The sequence below is a fragment of the Polynucleobacter sp. es-GGE-1 genome, from assembly GCF_018882005.1.
Classification (GTDB): Bacteria; Pseudomonadota; Gammaproteobacteria; order Burkholderiales; family Burkholderiaceae; genus Polynucleobacter.
In genome coordinates, this window is sequence record NZ_JACVPE010000002.1 from 104,427 (window position 1) to 121,613 (window position 17,187).

Genomic DNA, 17,187 nt, shown 5'->3' on the forward strand with positions numbered 1-17,187 from the left:
TCATTATTATGTCAAATAAGATATTTCTGTAGGAAATTCAAACTAAACCAACATGATCAATCTATTTAACAATACCGACCTACCCAGCTTTACAACTCTTTTTGGCGAGATCAATGCTGATATGGGCAATGGTCAAATCTGGATTATGGTGGTGTCTGCCTGTTTGATGCTGGCTGTTCATGCAGTAGCTGTTCTCGGCATTGCTGGAGCTTTTCACTGGATTGATGATGTCATGACAAAACGCAGAATCTTTGGCGCCAGCTTTTTGTCTTACTTCATAGCCATATTATTGGTCATTGCCATTCATCTGAGCGAAATCGTAGTTTGGGCTTATATCTGTGTAGCCTTAAAGGTATTCCCGACCAATCCCCAGACCTTTTACTTTGCAGGTGAAATGTATACAACCGTAGGTTATGGAGATTACAAATTATCCGAGCAATGGCGCATATTGCCTATCATCATCTCTTTCTCAGGGATCTTTGCCGTATCCATGTCAGGGGCAGCTTTGTACACAATGATGGGCGCCTTATTGGGACACAACGGCCAAAATCAGAGTGCAAAGCCAGGATCTAGCGATTAGAGTGTTTTACCTTCTGAAATCGGGTTCTTTTGCTTAAATACCAGCTCTAATACTCGGCCATTGGCTTCCAGTGAACGAATTCTGCCGGGGAGCCACTCCAAGTCCTTTGCCAGCCATATATCTACCTGACGCTTGTAAGGGTCTTTTTCTCGTTGCATCAAGCCGTAACGCCGATTGACTGTATTTCCAAGGCTAGGGATATCAGTATTGAGAGCCTCTCCATAACTCTTAAACTGCCAATTCTCTAGGGTGTTGTAATCAATCACAGGTATGGAGCGAATGCTACCAGCTTCATCTATTTTGCTATCGCCATTTAAAAGTGAAGCCAATTGAAACATCAGGCTAAAACGATCTTGGGTGCCAGGAACAATAGTAGGGGTAAATTCAGGCTTTTCTGAGAAGTACATTTGCCCCCCTCCCTTTTCATCACGATCAAAGCGTGAATAACGCGGTGCCTTGCTTCCCCGCTGCGTCCAATAAATCGCGGGCGCAATCCCATACGCATCGACCGAACCTCTAGATTCAAAAACAAAGGGGCCAACAAAGGCATAAGGAATATTGATATAGAGTCGATAGGAGTTACCTTCCACAATCCAATCAATTTCTGCTGTTTGATATTGCTGACCATCCACATAAGCGTCGTAGTAGAGAATGCCTGATCCTGGCAATTTGAAAGCAACGCCCTGTTGGTTAGAGCCTCCACCCTGCTCTCCTGCATCTGCACTGTTGCTATCGAGCGGGCTCATTGAAGAGTTATCTTTAGCAACCTTCTTCTTCGGCGCCTTAACCATTTGAATTTTTTTGGGAGGCTCAAGCTTAAGCTCGGTATTAATGATCAGATCTTCAGCAATCTCTGGGGGGCTTCCGAATGAAATAAACGGCATACCGAAAAAAAGCAGTAGATGCCCTAATAAGGAAAGCAGAATCGCAAAGAAAATAATCCGCAACGAGTGTGTGCGGATTTTTGGGCTAAAACTTTGTGGCACTAAACCATGTCTCAGGAGAAGCCCTCAAGCAAGCGGCTATTTTTAGGGAGATTGGCTGCCAGAAAGTCCATTTGATCAGCCAAAATATTACGGCCTTTAAGGATCATGTCCTCATAGAGGCTAGGCATATAGGGGGTATAAAGCAGACCCATGCCCGCTTGTTCTGGCGTGCGGTTACCTTTGCGTTGGTTACAAGGGCGACAGGATATGACTAAATTCATCCAAGAATATTTACCACCCCGACTATTGGGAATGATGTGCTCTGCCTCAGCGTGATTCTCATGAATTGCATCACCACAATAGGCGCATAAGCCTCGATCACGCTTGAATAATTTGTGCTTAGTAATCACTGGAACAACATCAAATAAATTAATCTTTGATGTTCCTTTGATGGCGATGATGGAGTGAAGTTCTATCACTGACTGCAAGCCGCTTACGCGAGAAATGCCACCGCGCATTCTCATAATGGGATCACCGAGGGTCCATAAGACACTACTGTCGGCGTAATGCTTCGTTGCCTCCTCAGCGTTAACCCAACCCTGGGGAATTCCACCTGCGTCCAATTTCAAGATGCTCAGCACAAACTCTCCTTTCTAGGTCGCAGCAAGTAGCTACGATCGTTTAGATCATCTTACAGAAGAAGCTGCAAGCAATCAATAAAAGGGCTTATTTGGTGGAAATGAACTGAAGAACTTTGGGCAGGTGATCGGCATAGTCTGCAATGCCATGATCGCTACCCTCCAAAACAAGTTGCTGGGCACCTGGATAGAAGTCGACCATTTCATGCCAGTCTAAAAGCTCGTCGCCCTTAGCCGCTATTAAAAAATAACGGGATGGATCAGAAATTTTCTCAACCTGTAGCGCCTTGAGTTCATCGATATATTCTGGACGAAAATCAAAAGGTTCATCGCTATCATATGCAGTCATCATCCCTACATGTGGTGCAAGCTCACGTGCTGCATGTACCGCAGGATTCAAGGCGATCGTTTTGCAGCCATACTTCTCTGCAAGATAGTTGGCGTAAAAACCGCCCAGAGATGAACCAATCACAACAACACGATCAGCCATAGATTGATCAATGTGGGAAAGCACCATCTCCATGCTTTCCTTCGGAGAGGCCAGCAACTGAGGGCAATACCATTCATATGGATTTGCTTTAGTGGCTAGAGCCCTCACAGCTTCGCCCGTCATCACCGCCTTACTAGATCGAGGAGAAGAGCGAAATCCGTGAAGGTAAACCAGCAGGGTTGAAGACATGCAAATTAAGACTTTTGCCCTACTTCAAAGTTTGCTAATTTCTCTAAGGCTTTGACCATCGCTGAGTGATCCCAGGCTTTGCCACCATGAGCTGCACAAGCATTGAATAATTCTTGCGCAGTCGCGGTATTAGGTAAAGAAACTCCAAGGGCGCGAGCACTATTGAGCGCTAGGTTTAAATCTTTTTGATGTAACTCGATTCTGAATCCAGGGTCAAAAGTACGCTTGACCATGCGTTCGCCGTGCACTTCAAGAATCTTTGAACTCGCAAAGCCGCCCATCAATGCTTGGCGAACTTTAGCGGGATCAGCACCTGCTTTAGATGCAAACAATAGTGCCTCAGCAACAGCTTCAATATTGAGGGCAACAATGATTTGATTAGCCACCTTAGCAGTTTGACCGTCACCATTAGTGCCAACTAAGTTAATGTTCTTGCCCATTAAATCCATAATCGGCTTTACCTTGTTAAATACAGACTCATCACCACCAACCATGATGGATAAAGTGGCATTCTTAGCGCCAACCTCGCCACCAGATACCGGGGCATCCAGGTAGTCACAACCCAAGGCATTAATCTTTTTAGCAAACTCTTTCGTTGCGATTGGCGAAATAGAGCTCATATCGACAACAACTTTTCCTTTGGATAATCCAGAGGCGATTCCGTTCTCACCAAATAAGACTTTCTCAACATCTGGAGTGTCGGGAACCATCGTAAAGATGATGTCTGCACTCTCAGCAACCTCTTTAGGGCTTTTGCACTGAATGGCTTTAGAGCTAGCAAGATCGGCAGGTACCTTGGTGCGAGTATTAATAAATACCTGATGTCCTGCATTCACAAGATGCCCAGCCATAGGGGCGCCCATAATACCTAAACCAACAAATCCTAATTTCAATTGATTGCTCATAGAGTCTCCGTTATAAATCGTTTTTTATGAATTGAGATGTTTCATCCAGCCAAGGCCCGCTTCAGTATTGGTGGCAGGTTTATATTCACAACCTATCCAACCATGATAGCCAATTCGGTCAAGGAACTTGAACAAGTATGGGTAGTTGATTTCTCCAGTGCCAGGCTCATTGCGGCCAGGATTGTCAGCTAGTTGAATATGGCCAATTTTGGAAAGGTTCTTTTCAATGGTATTTGCTAGCTCACCTTCCATGCGCTGTGCATGATAGATATCGTATTGAATGAAGAGATTATCGGCAGCAACTTCAGCCAAAATATCTGCAGCCTGTTTGGTAGTATTTAAAAAGAATCCAGGAATATCAAAAGTATTAATTGGTTCAATCAATAAACGAAGATTTGCTTTTTTGAGCTCCGCTGCAGCATAGCGAAGATTTTCTACTAAGGTTGTCTGCAGAAGTTTTGGATCGACTCCCACAGGGGTCTTCCCAGCTAAACAATTCAGTTGTTGAACTCCTAATACTTTGGCGTATTCAATGGCTCTAGCAACACCCTGGCGGAATTCTTCTACGCGATCAGCATGACATGCAATGCCTCGCTCTCCTGCATCCCAATCTCCAGCTGGCAGGTTATGCAGCACTAATGTCAGTTGGTGTTGATCTAGTTGTTGTTTGATCTCTACAGCAGAATAGGCGTAAGGAAAAAGGAACTCCACCGCATTAAATCCGGCTTTACTGGCTCTTTCGAAGCGCTCTAAAAATGGTGCCTCATTAAATAGCATAGTTAAGTTAGCAGCAAATTGTGACATCGCGAACCTTTATAAGAATGAAGAACTGATAACGAATCTTAACAAAGAAGCCAATTTTCTTCCCGAAATGCAATAGGGCTCGATTAGTGCTTAATAGGCAATGAAAGTAGGCTAATATTGAAAAAACGCTTTTATCCCATAAGGAAAACAATGAATACTCAATTTATCCAAATCTCCCTGGCATCTGCAGCTGCCCTACTCTGCTCATCTGCCGCGATTGCACAATCTGTTGCAGCTGAGAATAAGCCCATGGTGATCGATGCTGCTGCTGTTGATAATAGCTACCTCCTTTATGAGGGCAGCGTTATCAAAACCGATAAAAAAACGCGAACTATTACATTCAAAAATAATGAAGGTGAATCTAAGTTCCTAGCTGGGCCAGAAATCAAAAATTTTGATCTAATAAAGAAAGGTGATCGCCTGAGTGTTACCTATCAATTGGCTGTAGCAATCGAATTAATTAAAACCAAAAGTGATGGTGTACGTAGCAAGGTGGAAACCAATACCGTTACTACGTCTAAGGCAAATGAAAAGCCAGCAGAGACCATTGCAAACAAGACCACCATCATTGCGGATATTGTTGAAGTGAACCGTGAGAAAAAATTAGTGTCCGTTAAAGGGCCAAGTGGCAAAGTTACTACCGTGGTTGTAAAGAATCCTGCGCTATTGGCTGACGTTAATGTAGGCGAACAGGTCAAGGTGATTTACTACGATGCAATGGCAGCTTCAATTACCTCTCCGAAAAAATAATCTCATTCGATGCTGCTCAAAGTAATTTGCTGTAAGTTATTTGTCTGTATTACTCTTACCACCCTCCTCTCGGCCTGTGCTAATACCACTCGGTCGGGGGCTGTTGGTATTAATCGCTCCCAGTTCTTACTCGTATCTGCCACCGAAGTAGATCGTTTATCCGCCATTAGCTATAACGAACAAAATCAAAAAGCTAAAGAAAAAAACGTTTTGGTGACCTCCGGTCCCGAATACGACAGGTTGAAGACCATATCAAACCGCCTTATTGCGCAAACCGGAGTATTTCGTGATGACACAAGGCAATGGAATTGGGAATTGGTATTAATCAATGCCCCAATTTTAAATGCAACTTGTGCGCCTGGTGGAAAGATAACCTTTTATACAGGGTTGATAGAGCAACTCAATCTAAACGATGATGAAATCGCTGCCATTATGGGTCATGAGATTGCCCATGCGCTTCGTGAGCATGGTCGGGAACGCTTATCTCAGGCTATGGCACAAAGCGCCGTTGTCAACATAGCGATGGCTGCGGCTGGTAGTTACGGATCAGCTATAAGCGCCGCCAACCAAGCATCACAGTACATCTTAGTGCTGCCAAACTCGCGGCAAAATGAAAGTGAAGCCGATGCAATTGGTCTAGAGCTTGCTGCTAGGGCTGGTTACAACCCTCATGCGGCAATTAGTGTGTGGCAAAAAATGAATAAGGCCACTCAAGGAAAAGGTAGCTTGGAGTTTTTATCAACCCACCCTTCTGGAGAAACTCGGATTGAGCAACTTACCGAACTCATGCCCGCTGTTGAGCCGCTATATCAAGCTAGCATTAAGAAACAAAGCAGGCATTTGCCCTAGAAAAATTCTGGGACTTAGCTGGTTGCTTACTTTTTTGTTTGTTGTGGAGCGTTTTTGTTGGCTGGAGGTGCTTCTTGCTTTGGTACTGCCAAAGGTAGACCGGCTGGTTTTGAGGGGGCAGCTGGGGTAATTTGACCTGACGGACTGGGCTTAGTGGGGGAAGATGGAGAAGTTGGCGAAGGTTTTTTTTCAAATGGATTAAAACCCAGGCCTGCAGCTGTTGCAGTTAGGGAAATCAAAGATAAGAAAATTGCCAAAAATTTGTGCATTGCATAATTTTTGCATACTTTGGGCAAAAAAGCATTAAATGTACCCAAAACCATGAAAAACCCCACGTCCAAGCAATTTAGTGGTCCTTTTACAACCTATGGTTTAACCGTTTTTGCTCTTTTCAGAGAACTACTCGCCTCACTCAAAAGCTGGAAATTGCTGGCACTCACTCTACTGAGCAGTATCGCCTTGTAGCGCTCTCTTTGGAGCCACTCCACGATTCCAACGGCTATAAAAGCTATCAAAATGTATGACAGAAAGACAAAGGAATCTTGTGGTGTCGGCATATCAAAGGAATCAAAGGGCGGCACAAAGAAAAAGAAGGCTAGAGGCACTGATAGGACAATCGTAAGAATGCTGGGAAGATAGCCGTAGAAAAGAGCAATCAAAATAGTATTGAGGATGAAGAACGTCATAGGAATGTTCCCCTGCAAGAAACCATGCAGACTAGAGCGTATTGAAAAGGCAACAAATACGCCAAAAATTGCAAAGAAAAAGGCTTCTGGTCCACTTCTAGCCCAACGTTTCGAATTTTGTATTTTCATGAGTAATAATGACAGAATATAAAAAATAGAGACAAAAACACCCAATGAGCGCATTAATAGATCAATCTGATCGATTTGAAACATTCTATCAAGGTAATTCAGGGCATGTAGCGATTCTGTTGCCTGGACTTTGTGGGTCTGAGCTGGAAATGGGCGCAATACCTAGATTGTTGAAGCAATCAAATCACTCTTATGTCATACCACGTATTCCAGGATACTCCGCACACACGGGAATCAGCGATTACCCAGAGTGGATTGAGACTGTTGATCAGTTAATAACGGATTTACAGTTAACCCATCAATCTGTATCTATTGTTGGACTCAGCATGGGGGCAACACTAGGCATTTCAGTAGCCAGCCGAAACAACAGCATACGTAGCTTATGTCTACTGTCACCAGTGTTGCTATTCGATGGATGGTCAGTGCCTTGGTACTACCCTTTGCTGTCGCTCATCTACCGTCTTGGTATTCGCAATTGGCATTACAAAGAATCTGAGCCCTACGGAGTAAAAAACAAGGAATTACGACGCCATATTCAAAAGGCAGTGCAAGCTAATGCAGTTAGTGAGCTCGGTGCAGCTCATCTACCTGCAAAGCACCTTTATCAATCCTTGCAGCTAATAAAGGATGCCCAGAAAAATCTAGGTGGAGTTAAATCAGATTGCCTCATCATTCATGCAATTGATGATGAAACCGCCTCACCTAAAAATCCAGATTTAATACTTAAATCAATTGCCTCGGAAACAAGAAGAGTGATCTGGCTTGGAAATTCTTATCACATGATTACAGTTGATAATGAGAGAGAGATTGTCGCTAATGAAGTCAATATTTTTATAGAGCAGGCTGTTCAAAAAGCCAATCTTATTCTGCAGCTCAATATTGACACTCCATCACTCATTATCAAAAATCGATCTTTAAAACATGAATAAAAGATTTATATCTTTACATAAGACAATTTGTGCTTCATTAGGAGTTGTCGCCATTACAGCTTTGGGGCAAACACTTCCCCCATTTTCATCTCAAGATACTAAATATTTACCAGTTACTCTGAGTGTCTTTTTGAATGAGCTGAAAGAGAAGAATACTAATTTGCGGGCTCGAAAACTCACTACAGACTCTGCCACCAACATAGCAAAGCAGGCGGGGATGCCCAATCTAAACCCAATCATCACATACGCACGTGGCAGTATTTATACCCAAGCGCCATATACTGGCTACACCAACCCAGCCTCCAACACCCTGGGTGCAACTGTAACGGTTGAAGGTTGGGGTAAACGCTCAGCACGTGAGGCTCAAGCTCAGGCAGAGGCAAATAAGCAATTAGCCGATATGGTTGCCGAAACTCGAACCATTGAAACGCAAGCAATCTTTAACTATATAGATGCGTTACGTACAAAATTACTGTGGCAGTCTTATCAAGAAGCCATTAATGGCATCAATGGATTAAAGCTGGCAGGTGCTGCACCTTATAAATCAGAATTCATTAGTGCCCAAAAAGTACTTGCAAATGATTTGAAGTATTACTCCTATGGTCTGATCGGTATGTTAAATAATCCAGATCAACAACTTCTTTTGCCAATTGGATCTCTCAATATTCCGCCAAAAAACTTCGTTGTGAATGACCTTATTTTGCATGCACAAGAAAATAGATCTGATATTGCTTCAAATAAAGCTGCAGTTGACTCAGCTGCTGCTAACTTAGAATCTGTAAAGGCTAGCAAAAATGTAGATTTTCTACCAGGTGTGTTTTACACAGAAACGCCCTCGTATGCTTCCAGCGGTGTTGGGTATGGCTCACAAAAATCATTTAGCTTTTTACTTTCCATCCCTCTGGGGAATGGCTTTCTTAATGATTCAGATATGCTTGCGGCAACTAATAACATCGCAGAACAGGAAGTCAATTTATCAAGCACTAAAACCAAGATTGCTATAGAAATTAATCAAACCTACCTTCAATACCAGTCAGCCAAGGATCGTCTGGAGACGGCTATTAGTGCCTACAATTTGGCTAAAACATCAAAAAATAGCAATCTACAGGGCTTACTTAAATTTCGCGATGCGGAATATGAATTAATTGATGCACGCACCGTACACGCTAAAACTCTGATTCTCTTGGAGCGATTAAGCGGAAACTTCGAGCCCCCTAACCTCCACTAGAAATGTATGGGTAATAATGAAGAACAATCATCTAAAACTATGCGGCCTCCTACTTCCTATTGCTTTTGTTGCCTATAGCAACATTTCTTTAGCCGCCGTTCCATTGACGCCCAGCCAAATTGCTCAGCAGCAGGCAGCTCAAAAAGCAGCTGCTACTGCTGCAGCTCAAAAAGCAGCTGCTACTGCTGCAGCTCAAAAAGCAGCTGCTACTGCAAATATTTCTAGCGCCGCTGCAAGTAAAGCTGCGGCGAGCTCTGCCTTAACTAATAAAGCGAGTGTTACCCCTTCTTCAGCTAGCTCTCAAAACCTTAAGAAAGCTACCGCCAAGATCGCCGAACCAAAATCTTTGAGTGAGAAACAAAATGTAACAGCCATAAATGGTGGTAGAGCAAAATTAAGCTCTGATGCCAGCGGGCCTACTGATACAAATAGTTACGTAACTATTTCGCCTACGGGCCAGTAAATTGAGTGAGTAAGTCATAAAAATAAAAAAGCCCTTTTGAAAGGGCTTTTTTAATAAATTTGGCGGAACGGACGGGACTCGAACCCGCGACCCTCTGCGTGACAGGCAGATATTCTAACCAACTGAACTACCGCTCCAAATTACAACAGATAAAACATTTACAACTACCAAAAAGATCTGGCGTCCCCAGGGGGATTCGAACCCCCGTACTCACCGTGAAAGGGTGATGTCCTAGGCCTCTAGACGATGGGGACCTGGACTACTGCAAACTACAAATGTCTTGAATTTTTGGTGGAGATAAGCGGGATCGAACCGCTGACCTCTTGCATGCCATGCAAGCGCTCTCCCAGCTGAGCTATACCCCCGAAATCTCGCAATAAAACCACAAGACAATCAAAACAATCCAAGATTTTAGCCTATTTTTGCGTAAGCACGCAAATTGCCTACAGGACGACCTTCGAGAGCCTATTTACAGCCTCTTCTTTACCCAAAACGACTAATACAGAATCAATGGCTGGTGTCTGAGTAGTTGCAAATAATGCATAACGAACAGGCATTGCTAAGGCTGGCATTTTGAGTTGGTGCTTTGCTAGGACTTGTTTGAATGCAGCGCTATAAGCTTCTTTACTTGGCTCTGCATTTTGAATAGTTTCAATCAAATCTTTTAATGCAGGAACTACAGATTGAGGAATATTCTCTGCAATTTGTTGCGCATTGATTTGCGGCGCTGGCAGATAAAATAACTTTGCTCCTTCCGCAATCTCAATCAAGGTATTGGCGCGATCCTTTAATAAAGCAACCACTTGAATAAAGTTCGGACCACTTTCAGTATCAATGCCTAGTGCATGAGCAAAAGGCTTGGTTGCTTGTGCCAAGTTAGCTGGATCTGCATTTTGAATATATTGATGGTTAAGCCAAAGGAGCTTTTCAGGGTTATGTTGAGCTGGTGAGCGACCCAAACTATCGAGATCAAACCAATTGACAAATTGCTCCTTAGTAAATACCTCTGCATCACCATGTGACCAGCCCAAACGCGCCAAGTAGTTCAAGATAGCGTCCGGCAGATACCCTGCTTTTTGATAATCCCGCACACTCATGGCGCCATTGCGTTTGCTCATCTTTTCACCAGAGTCATTTAAGACTGTGGGTAAATGGGCATAGACAGGCGGAGTCCCGCCGAGAGCTTTCATGATATTGATTTGGCGTGGCGTATTGTTCACATGATCATCACCGCGTATGACGTGAGTAATCTTCATATCCAGGTCATCCACCACTACACAGAAGTTATAGGTAGGAGTACCATCCGGTCTCGCAATGACTAGGTCATCCAACTCATCATTCGAAATTTCAATTTGACCTTTGACGGCATCATCCCACATCACAGATCCACCAAGCGGGTTTTTAAAACGAATCACCGGTAGAACACCTTCCGGAATGGCCGGCAAAGTTTTGCCTGGCTCTGGCCGCCACAATCCGTTATATCGGGGCTTTTCTTTATTAGCCATCTGCTGGTCACGGAGTTTGTTGAGCTCATCCTCACTCATATAGCAGGGATATGCCAATCCAGATGCCACCATTTGCTTGATCACTTCACGATAACGATCAATACGCTGCATTTGATAGATAGGACCTTCGTCGATATCCATGCCTAACCACGCCATACCTTCAATGATGACGTCTACCGCCTCTTGCGTGGAGCGCTCAACATCCGTATCTTCAATGCGAAGAATGAAATCGCCTTGATTGTGACGCGCAAAAGCCCAAGGATAGAGTGCGCTGCGAAGATTTCCCAAATGAATGAAGCCCGTGGGACTGGGGGCGAATCGTGTACGAATATGCATAGTGAGTATTATCTCAGGTCGGCCAAATAGGCACCCAAATCAAAAAACAATGATACTTTGAACTATGAATGAATTGCTTGTATTTATGTGTGATGGTGCCCCAGTTCGCGGGGAAATTGTCTCTATCGGCACTGCCTGGCAGGCAGTTTTGGAGCGTCGTAACGACCCTCCGGCGGTACGTCGCATCCTCGGAGACTTCGTTGGTGCTGCAACACTCCTGAGTGCCAGTTTAAAGTTTGATGGCACCCTCATCATCCAGGCTCAAAGTAAGGGCCCTATTCAGCTACTCGTGGTCGAATGTAAATCCGACCTCTCAATGCGTGCCACTGTCAAACTATCAGTTGATCCCTCCGAAATACCCGAAGGCGCAAGCTTGGGAGAATTACTAGATGCCGGTAATTCAGGCAGGCTTGTGATCACTCTAGATCCTGCAGACCGTGAGCCTGGCCAAGCGCCTTATCAAGGCATAGTCGCCCTTCAAGAGTATCAGGGCGAAGTACTTCAGCCTGTTGCTAGCGCAGCTGAAGCAATAGCGCTATATATGCAAAATTCTGAACAGTTAGATACCCGTATTTGGCTGGCCTCGAATGAAAGTCATATTGGCGGACTTTTATTACAACGTCTTCCAAACTCTGGAGGCCATATTCACTTAGATCCTCAGGTCGCTGCAGAAGGCTGGTCACGCATCCAAACTTTAGGCGAAACAATTACTGATGAAGAACTATTGACTCTTCCTCCAGAAACCATCTTGAGACGCTTATTCCTTGAAGAGTCTGCAGAGAATGGTGTGAGGAGCTTTCCCGCACGCCCTATTCGCTTTGCGTGCCGTTGCTCTCGTACAAAAGTGGCTGATATCTTGAGAATGTTGGGTGAAGAGGAAGTGCAAAGCATCTTGGCAGAACAAGGCTCTGTAGAAACCATCTGTGACTTCTGTGCAAAACCTTACCGTTTTGATGCGGTAGATTGTCTGCAAGTATTTAAAACAGATTTGTTGAGTGACGCCACCAGACCGCCCTCAAGCGGCCATTGAAATCTTATTGCTTGGTAACTTGAGTACCTGAAGACTTATCAGCAGGCAGAATTTGCACAAAAAACTCACCATCTTTAATAAGACCATGCTCAACCCGAGCGCGCTCCTCAATGGCACGGGTTCCGTCTTTTAAATCTTTGACATCGCTTGCAAGCTTTGCATTACGCAAAGCCAAGAGGCTATTTTTAGCCTCTTGAAGCTCTACTTGCTTTTCCATCTCGTAAACCTTTAACCATCCACCCTTTCCCAACCAAAGTGGGTACTGAATTGCAAACAGTAATGCCAGCATCGAGTAGATAACAATGCGCATAAAAACTGAATGCTTAGCGTTTCAAGTTGTAGAACACAGACTTCCCAGGATAGCATGCTACATCACCCAAATCTTCTTCAATGCGCAAAAGTTGATTGTACTTAGCAATCCGGTCTGAGCGTGACAAGGAACCCGTCTTAATTTGTCCAGCATTAGTGCCAACAGCGATATCGGCAATCGTGCTGTCTTCGGTCTCACCTGAACGATGAGAAATCACAGCGGTGTAATTAGCGCGCTTAGCCATCTCAATAGCAGCGAAGGTCTCAGTCAAGGTGCCAATTTGATTAATTTTGATCAGGATCGAATTAGCGATTCCCTTTTCAATACCTTCTTTGAGGATGCGGGTGTTAGTTACGAAGAGATCATCGCCTACTAACTGAATCTTTTTGCCCAACTTCTGGGTAATATCAGCCCAGCCATCCCAATCACTCTCATGCATGCCATCTTCAATGGAGACAATTGGGAACTGGTCCGCTAAATTGCCTAGGTAGTCTGAGAACTCGCTTGAGCTCAGTTGCAGGCCCTCACCAGATAAATGGTATTTACCGTCATTATAAAACTCACTAGCAGCACAATCTAAAGCCAAGAGAACATCATCACCAGCTTGGTAGCCAGCACCCTCAATGGCCTTCATGATGGTTTGCAAGCACTCTTGATTGCTCTTGAAATTCGGTGCAAAGCCCCCTTCATCGCCAACTGTTGTCGGCATGCCTTGAGCGCCAATAATCTTTTTAAGCTCATGGAAAATTTCAGCGCCGCAGCGTAGGGCATCACGGAAGTTTTCTGCGCCTACCGGCATCACCATAAATTCTTGGATGTCTAAGCTGTTATTGGCGTGTGCACCACCATTCACAATGTTCATCATCGGCACAGGTAATTGCATACCACCAGAGCCACCAAAGTAACGATATAAAGGTAAGCCTGCTTCTTCGGCAGCAGCTCTAGCTACTGCCATAGAGACAGCCAGCGTTGCATTAGCACCGAGCCTTGCTTTGTTATGAGTACCATCCAAATCGATCAGGGTGTGATCCAAGAAGGCTTGTTCGCTAGCATCTAAACCAAGAATAGTTTCAGCAATCTCAACATTGATATTTTGAACGGCTTTAAGAACGCCTTTGCCTAAGTAACGTGACATATCACCATCACGTAGTTCAATAGCTTCACGTGAACCCGTGGATGCTCCAGATGGAACTGCTGCACGACCCATTACACCAGACTCGAGTAATACATCGCACTCTACTGTTGGGTTACCGCGTGAATCCAGAACTTCTCTACCGATGATGTCAACAATGGCGCTCATGCACCTTCTCCTTAAAACAATTTGAAATGGGGTGTATTAAAAATTACTTAATTGCTGAAAACTGTTCTCTAAAAAAGAGCCGCTAGATTTAACCACTGTATCGATTGCCACTAGTGACTCTAATAATTCTTTCATACGATTCAGTGGCACAGCATTAGGCCCATCAGATAATGCCTTTGCAGGATCTGGATGGGTTTCCATGAAGAGGCCGCTAATGCCAACGGCTATGGCGGCACGTGCCAATACGGGAACAAATTCACGCTGACCACCACTAGAATTTCCTTGGCCACCTGGCAATTGCACCGAATGAGTCGCATCAAATACCACGGGCGCAAGGGACTCGCGCAGGATGGCAAGGCTACGCATATCGGAAACTAGATTGTTATAACCAAAAGAAGCGCCGCGTTCACAGACCATGAATTGGTCCGGCAGATTACTCTCTGCTGCTGCTGCTCTGGCTTTTTCAATGACATTGAGCATCTCATGGGGAGAAAGAAATTGCCCTTTTTTGAAATTCACTGGCTTACCACTTTGGGCGCAAGCGCGAATAAAGTCAGTCTGTCTACACAGGAATGCTGGTGTTTGCAAAACATCGACCACTTGAGCTACCGCTGCAATCTCAGTAGTATCGTGCACATCCGTTAGTACCGGAACGCCAACTTCCTTTTTTACCTTCGCCAATATCTCAAGACCCTTTTCCATACCTAGGCCACGGAATGAAGTTCCTGATGAGCGATTGGCTTTATCAAAGGAAGACTTGTAAATGAATGGGATCTTTAAAGTAGCAGTAATTTCTTTTAATTGACCAGCGATATCGATAGCCGATTGTTCAGACTCAATGACACATGGGCCTGCGATCAGAAAGAATCGATGCTCTAGACCAACATCGAAACCACAAAGCTTGAATTTGCTCATCGTTTCCTCTTAGGCAACTTGTTTTAATGCAGCATCTTGATGCGCAAGCGCGGCATTGATAAACGCTGAGAACAATGGGTGACCATCCCGTGGCGTCGAGGTGAATTCTGGGTGAAATTGCACACCAAAGAACCAGGGATGCATGGATTCTGAAAGCTCCATCATTTCTGGCAGAGACTCGTTTGGAGTGCGCGCAGAAATAATCAAACCTGACTGCTCAAGTTTTGGTACGTAGATGTTGTTTACCTCATAGCGATGCCGATGACGTTCATTGACCTCCGCACCATAGATGCGATGCGCTAAGGTATCCGCTTTTACTGGACAACGTTGTGAACCAAGACGCATGGAACCACCAAGATCAGAATCGTTGGTGCGCTTCTCAACACGCCCTTCTCTATCCAGCCACTCAGTAATGAGAGCGACAACAGGGCTATCCGTGTCAGGGTCAAATTCAGTACTATTGGCTTTCGTAATGTTTGCCACGTGACGCGCAAACTCAATCACGGCCAATTGCATACCTAAGCAAATACCTAAATAAGGTACATGGTTTTCTCGGGCATAACGGATTGCAGCGATTTTTCCTTCTGTACCACGCTTACCAAAGCCACCTGGAACCAAAATTGCATCAAGCTTTTTAAGGCAGTCAACCCCATCTTTTTCAATTACTTCGGAGTCGATGTAATTGATGTTCACGCGAGTATGCGTATGAATACCTGCATGGCGTAAAGCCTCAATGAGAGATTTATAGGATTCAGTTAGCTCTACATACTTGCCAACCATGCCGATAGTCACTTCATGCTTGGGATTGGCCAACTCATAAACCAATTTAGCCCACACAGCCAGATTGGCTGGTTTAGCATCAATTTGTAACTCACGACAAATCAAATCATCCATACCTTGGGCATGAAGCATTTCTGGAATCTTATAAATCGTGTCGACATCCCATACCGAGATCACTGCTTCTTCGCGCACATTCGAAAATAAAGAAATCTTGGCACGCTCATCATCTGGAATGGGTCGATCAGCACGGCAAAGTAATACCGTTGGCATGATGCCTATCTCACGTAATTTTTGAACCGAGTGTTGAGTGGGCTTGGTTTTTAACTCACCCGCACTGCTAATGTAGGGCACCAAAGTTAAATGCACAAATGCGCAACTATGAGTGGGCAAACGCAGGCTCATCTGCCGCGCAGCCTCTAAAAAAGGGAGTGATTCGATATCACCCACAGTACCGCCAATTTCACAAATAGCAATATCCGCTTTGCCATCATGACTTGCTTTAGCGCCACGCTCTACAAAGGCTTGAATTTCATTTGTGATGTGTGGAATAACCTGAACTGTTTTGCCAAGGTATTCGCCGCGACGCTCTTTACTGATCACTGACTCATAAATCTGACCAGTAGTGAAGTTATTACTTTTACGCATCTTTGCCGACACGAAACGCTCATAGTGACCCAAATCCAAATCAGTCTCTGCGCCATCTTCAGTCACGAAAACCTCGCCGTGCTGGAGAGGACTCATCGTGCCAGGATCAACGTTGATATAAGGATCTAATTTTAGGAGGGTGACTTTCAGGCCGCGGGATTCAAGAATCGCGGCAAGCGAGGCAGCTGCGATTCCTTTCCCTAGAGAAGAAACCACACCACCAGTGACAAAAACGTATTTAGTCATCGCTTAAGCTCTGTTGGAAAAAGTAATTATAACGATAGCAATCCTCTTTTACAGAAATCTAAAGAAGGTTATATTGAAAAAATCTATGAAAAAACCTCTATTTTTCGTCTTTGTTGCAAGTATTTTGACCCTAGGGGTCAATGTCATCTCATCTCAGACAACAGACTCCATTGCGGGGTCTTGGAAGACTTTTGACGATGACACCAATCAGCCGGCAGCTATTGTCCTCATCACCGAGAAGAATGGCCTATTTTCAGGGGTGGTTACCAAATTACTAGATCCAAGTGCGCTCCCTACCTGCGAAAAATGCAGTGATTACCGTAAAGGCAAGGCAGTCATTGGGATGGAAATTCTATCTGGCCTAAAAAAGACGGGGGATTCCTATTCTGGCGGTCATATATTGGACCCAGACGATGGTGAAATTTACCGCGCTGAGATGAAGCTTAAGGAACAAGGGGCCAAATTAGATCTGCGCGCATACATTGGAATTCCCTTGCTGGGCAGAACCCAGACTTGGATTCGTGAAAGATAAGCGCCATGCGTCTTCTATTTTC

Annotated in this window: 20 protein-coding genes and 3 tRNA genes; 8 read left to right on the plus strand and 15 right to left on the minus strand. The window is 44.5% G+C overall.

From position 1 onward, the window contains the following. The first annotated feature begins 52 nt into the window (after window positions 1-52). Entirely contained in the window at window positions 53-580 is a 528-nt protein-coding gene (locus tag ICN35_RS01545) for an ion channel (RefSeq protein WP_215320642.1), read from the plus strand. Here ICN35_RS01545 and ICN35_RS01550 read toward each other — a convergent pair. From ICN35_RS01550 to hyi, 5 genes are all read right to left on the minus strand, one after another. Beyond that, window positions 577-1,566, minus strand: a complete 990-nt coding sequence (locus ICN35_RS01550) for a DUF3108 domain-containing protein (protein ID WP_370625642.1) — start codon at window positions 1,564-1,566, stop codon at window positions 577-579. The two genes, ICN35_RS01545 and ICN35_RS01550, sit on opposite strands and share 4 nt — an antisense overlap. Before the next feature lie 11 nt (window positions 1,567-1,577). Beyond that, on the minus strand, window positions 1,578-2,147 hold the full coding sequence (locus ICN35_RS01555; RefSeq protein ID WP_370625643.1) for an HNH endonuclease: 570 nt from the start codon (window positions 2,145-2,147) through the stop codon (window positions 1,578-1,580). 85 nt (window positions 2,148-2,232) lie between these two features. Then, window positions 2,233-2,823: a YqiA/YcfP family alpha/beta fold hydrolase gene (locus ICN35_RS01560; RefSeq protein WP_216123709.1), complete on the minus strand. Its 591-nt coding sequence runs from the start codon at window positions 2,821-2,823 to the stop codon at window positions 2,233-2,235. A 5-nt stretch (window positions 2,824-2,828) separates the two neighbouring features. Then, window positions 2,829-3,728 (minus strand): 2-hydroxy-3-oxopropionate reductase, encoded by a 900-nt coding sequence (gene glxR, locus ICN35_RS01565; RefSeq protein ID WP_216123711.1) that lies wholly within the window; start codon window positions 3,726-3,728, stop codon window positions 2,829-2,831. Between the two features lie 24 nt (window positions 3,729-3,752). Then, window positions 3,753-4,532: a hydroxypyruvate isomerase gene (gene hyi / locus ICN35_RS01570; RefSeq protein ID WP_216123713.1), complete on the minus strand. Its 780-nt coding sequence runs from the start codon at window positions 4,530-4,532 to the stop codon at window positions 3,753-3,755. Window positions 4,533-4,682: 150 nt separating this feature from the next. On the opposite strand from hyi, the gene ICN35_RS01575 reads away from it, so the two are divergent. Both ICN35_RS01575 and ICN35_RS01580 read left to right on the plus strand, forming a co-directional pair. Continuing rightward, on the plus strand, window positions 4,683-5,282 hold the full coding sequence (locus ICN35_RS01575) for a hypothetical protein (RefSeq protein ID WP_216123715.1): 600 nt from the start codon (window positions 4,683-4,685) through the stop codon (window positions 5,280-5,282). A gap of 9 nt (window positions 5,283-5,291) precedes the next feature. After that, entirely contained in the window at window positions 5,292-6,131 is an 840-nt protein-coding gene (locus tag ICN35_RS01580) for a M48 family metallopeptidase (RefSeq protein WP_216123717.1), read from the plus strand. 26 nt (window positions 6,132-6,157) lie between these two features. Here the strand turns inward: ICN35_RS01580 and ICN35_RS01585 are convergent, their stop codons facing one another. Both ICN35_RS01585 and ICN35_RS01590 read right to left on the minus strand, forming a co-directional pair. Beyond that, a complete protein-coding gene (locus ICN35_RS01585; protein ID WP_216123719.1) occupies window positions 6,158-6,400 on the minus strand; it encodes a hypothetical protein in 243 nt (80 codons plus the stop codon). A gap of 96 nt (window positions 6,401-6,496) precedes the next feature. Continuing rightward, on the minus strand, window positions 6,497-6,946 hold the full coding sequence (locus ICN35_RS01590; RefSeq protein WP_216123723.1) for a DUF4118 domain-containing protein: 450 nt from the start codon (window positions 6,944-6,946) through the stop codon (window positions 6,497-6,499). 44 nt (window positions 6,947-6,990) lie between these two features. Between ICN35_RS01590 and ICN35_RS01595 the strand changes: the two genes are divergently transcribed. The 3 genes from ICN35_RS01595 to ICN35_RS01605 all read left to right on the plus strand — a co-directional run bounded on the left by ICN35_RS01595 (window position 6,991) and on the right by ICN35_RS01605 (window position 9,566). Next, window positions 6,991-7,875 carry a carboxylesterase gene (locus tag ICN35_RS01595; protein WP_216123724.1) on the plus strand — a complete coding sequence of 295 codons (885 nt, stop codon included), beginning with the start codon at window positions 6,991-6,993 and terminating at the stop codon, window positions 7,873-7,875. A 217-nt stretch (window positions 7,876-8,092) separates the two neighbouring features. Beyond that, window positions 8,093-9,103: a TolC family protein gene (locus ICN35_RS01600; RefSeq protein ID WP_216123725.1), complete on the plus strand. Its 1,011-nt coding sequence runs from the start codon at window positions 8,093-8,095 to the stop codon at window positions 9,101-9,103. Window positions 9,104-9,119: 16 nt separating this feature from the next. Further along, window positions 9,120-9,566 carry a hypothetical protein gene (locus ICN35_RS01605; protein ID WP_216123726.1) on the plus strand — a complete coding sequence of 149 codons (447 nt, stop codon included), beginning with the start codon at window positions 9,120-9,122 and terminating at the stop codon, window positions 9,564-9,566. A gap of 60 nt (window positions 9,567-9,626) precedes the next feature. On the opposite strand, the gene ICN35_RS01610 is transcribed toward ICN35_RS01605, so the two are convergent. From ICN35_RS01610 to gltX, 4 genes are all read right to left on the minus strand, one after another. After that, window positions 9,627-9,703: transfer RNA gene (locus ICN35_RS01610), tRNA-Asp, on the minus strand. A gap of 41 nt (window positions 9,704-9,744) precedes the next feature. Continuing rightward, window positions 9,745-9,820: transfer RNA gene (locus ICN35_RS01615), tRNA-Glu, on the minus strand. 35 nt (window positions 9,821-9,855) lie between these two features. After that, window positions 9,856-9,931: transfer RNA gene (locus ICN35_RS01620), tRNA-Ala, on the minus strand. Window positions 9,932-10,009: 78 nt separating this feature from the next. Further along, window positions 10,010-11,407: a glutamate--tRNA ligase gene (gene gltX, locus ICN35_RS01625; RefSeq protein WP_216123728.1), complete on the minus strand. Its 1,398-nt coding sequence runs from the start codon at window positions 11,405-11,407 to the stop codon at window positions 10,010-10,012. A gap of 64 nt (window positions 11,408-11,471) precedes the next feature. Here gltX and ICN35_RS01630 point away from each other — a divergent pair, with 64 nt between their 5' ends. Then, complete coding sequence (locus ICN35_RS01630; protein WP_216123729.1) at window positions 11,472-12,437, plus strand: Hsp33 family molecular chaperone HslO; 966 nt, start codon at window positions 11,472-11,474, stop codon at window positions 12,435-12,437. 4 nt (window positions 12,438-12,441) lie between these two features. Here the strand turns inward: ICN35_RS01630 and ftsB are convergent, their stop codons facing one another. Genes ftsB through ICN35_RS01650 form a run of 4 tightly spaced genes read right to left on the minus strand, consistent with a single transcriptional unit; the run spans window position 12,442 to window position 16,633 of the window. Continuing rightward, window positions 12,442-12,747, minus strand: coding sequence for a cell division protein FtsB (gene ftsB, locus ICN35_RS01635; RefSeq protein ID WP_216123730.1), 306 nt, complete (start codon window positions 12,745-12,747; stop codon window positions 12,442-12,444). 13 nt (window positions 12,748-12,760) lie between these two features. Beyond that, window positions 12,761-14,047, minus strand: coding sequence for a phosphopyruvate hydratase (gene eno / locus ICN35_RS01640; RefSeq protein ID WP_216123731.1), 1,287 nt, complete (start codon window positions 14,045-14,047; stop codon window positions 12,761-12,763). A 36-nt stretch (window positions 14,048-14,083) separates the two neighbouring features. Beyond that, a complete protein-coding gene (gene kdsA / locus ICN35_RS01645) occupies window positions 14,084-14,962 on the minus strand; it encodes a 3-deoxy-8-phosphooctulonate synthase (protein ID WP_216123732.1) in 879 nt (292 codons plus the stop codon). A gap of 9 nt (window positions 14,963-14,971) precedes the next feature. Further along, a complete protein-coding gene (locus ICN35_RS01650; protein ID WP_216123733.1) occupies window positions 14,972-16,633 on the minus strand; it encodes a CTP synthase in 1,662 nt (553 codons plus the stop codon). Between the two features lie 85 nt (window positions 16,634-16,718). On the opposite strand from ICN35_RS01650, the gene ICN35_RS01655 reads away from it, so the two are divergent. Beyond that, window positions 16,719-17,165, plus strand: a complete 447-nt coding sequence (locus ICN35_RS01655) for a DUF2147 domain-containing protein (RefSeq protein WP_216123734.1) — start codon at window positions 16,719-16,721, stop codon at window positions 17,163-17,165. The last annotated feature ends 22 nt before the right edge of the window (window positions 17,166-17,187 follow it).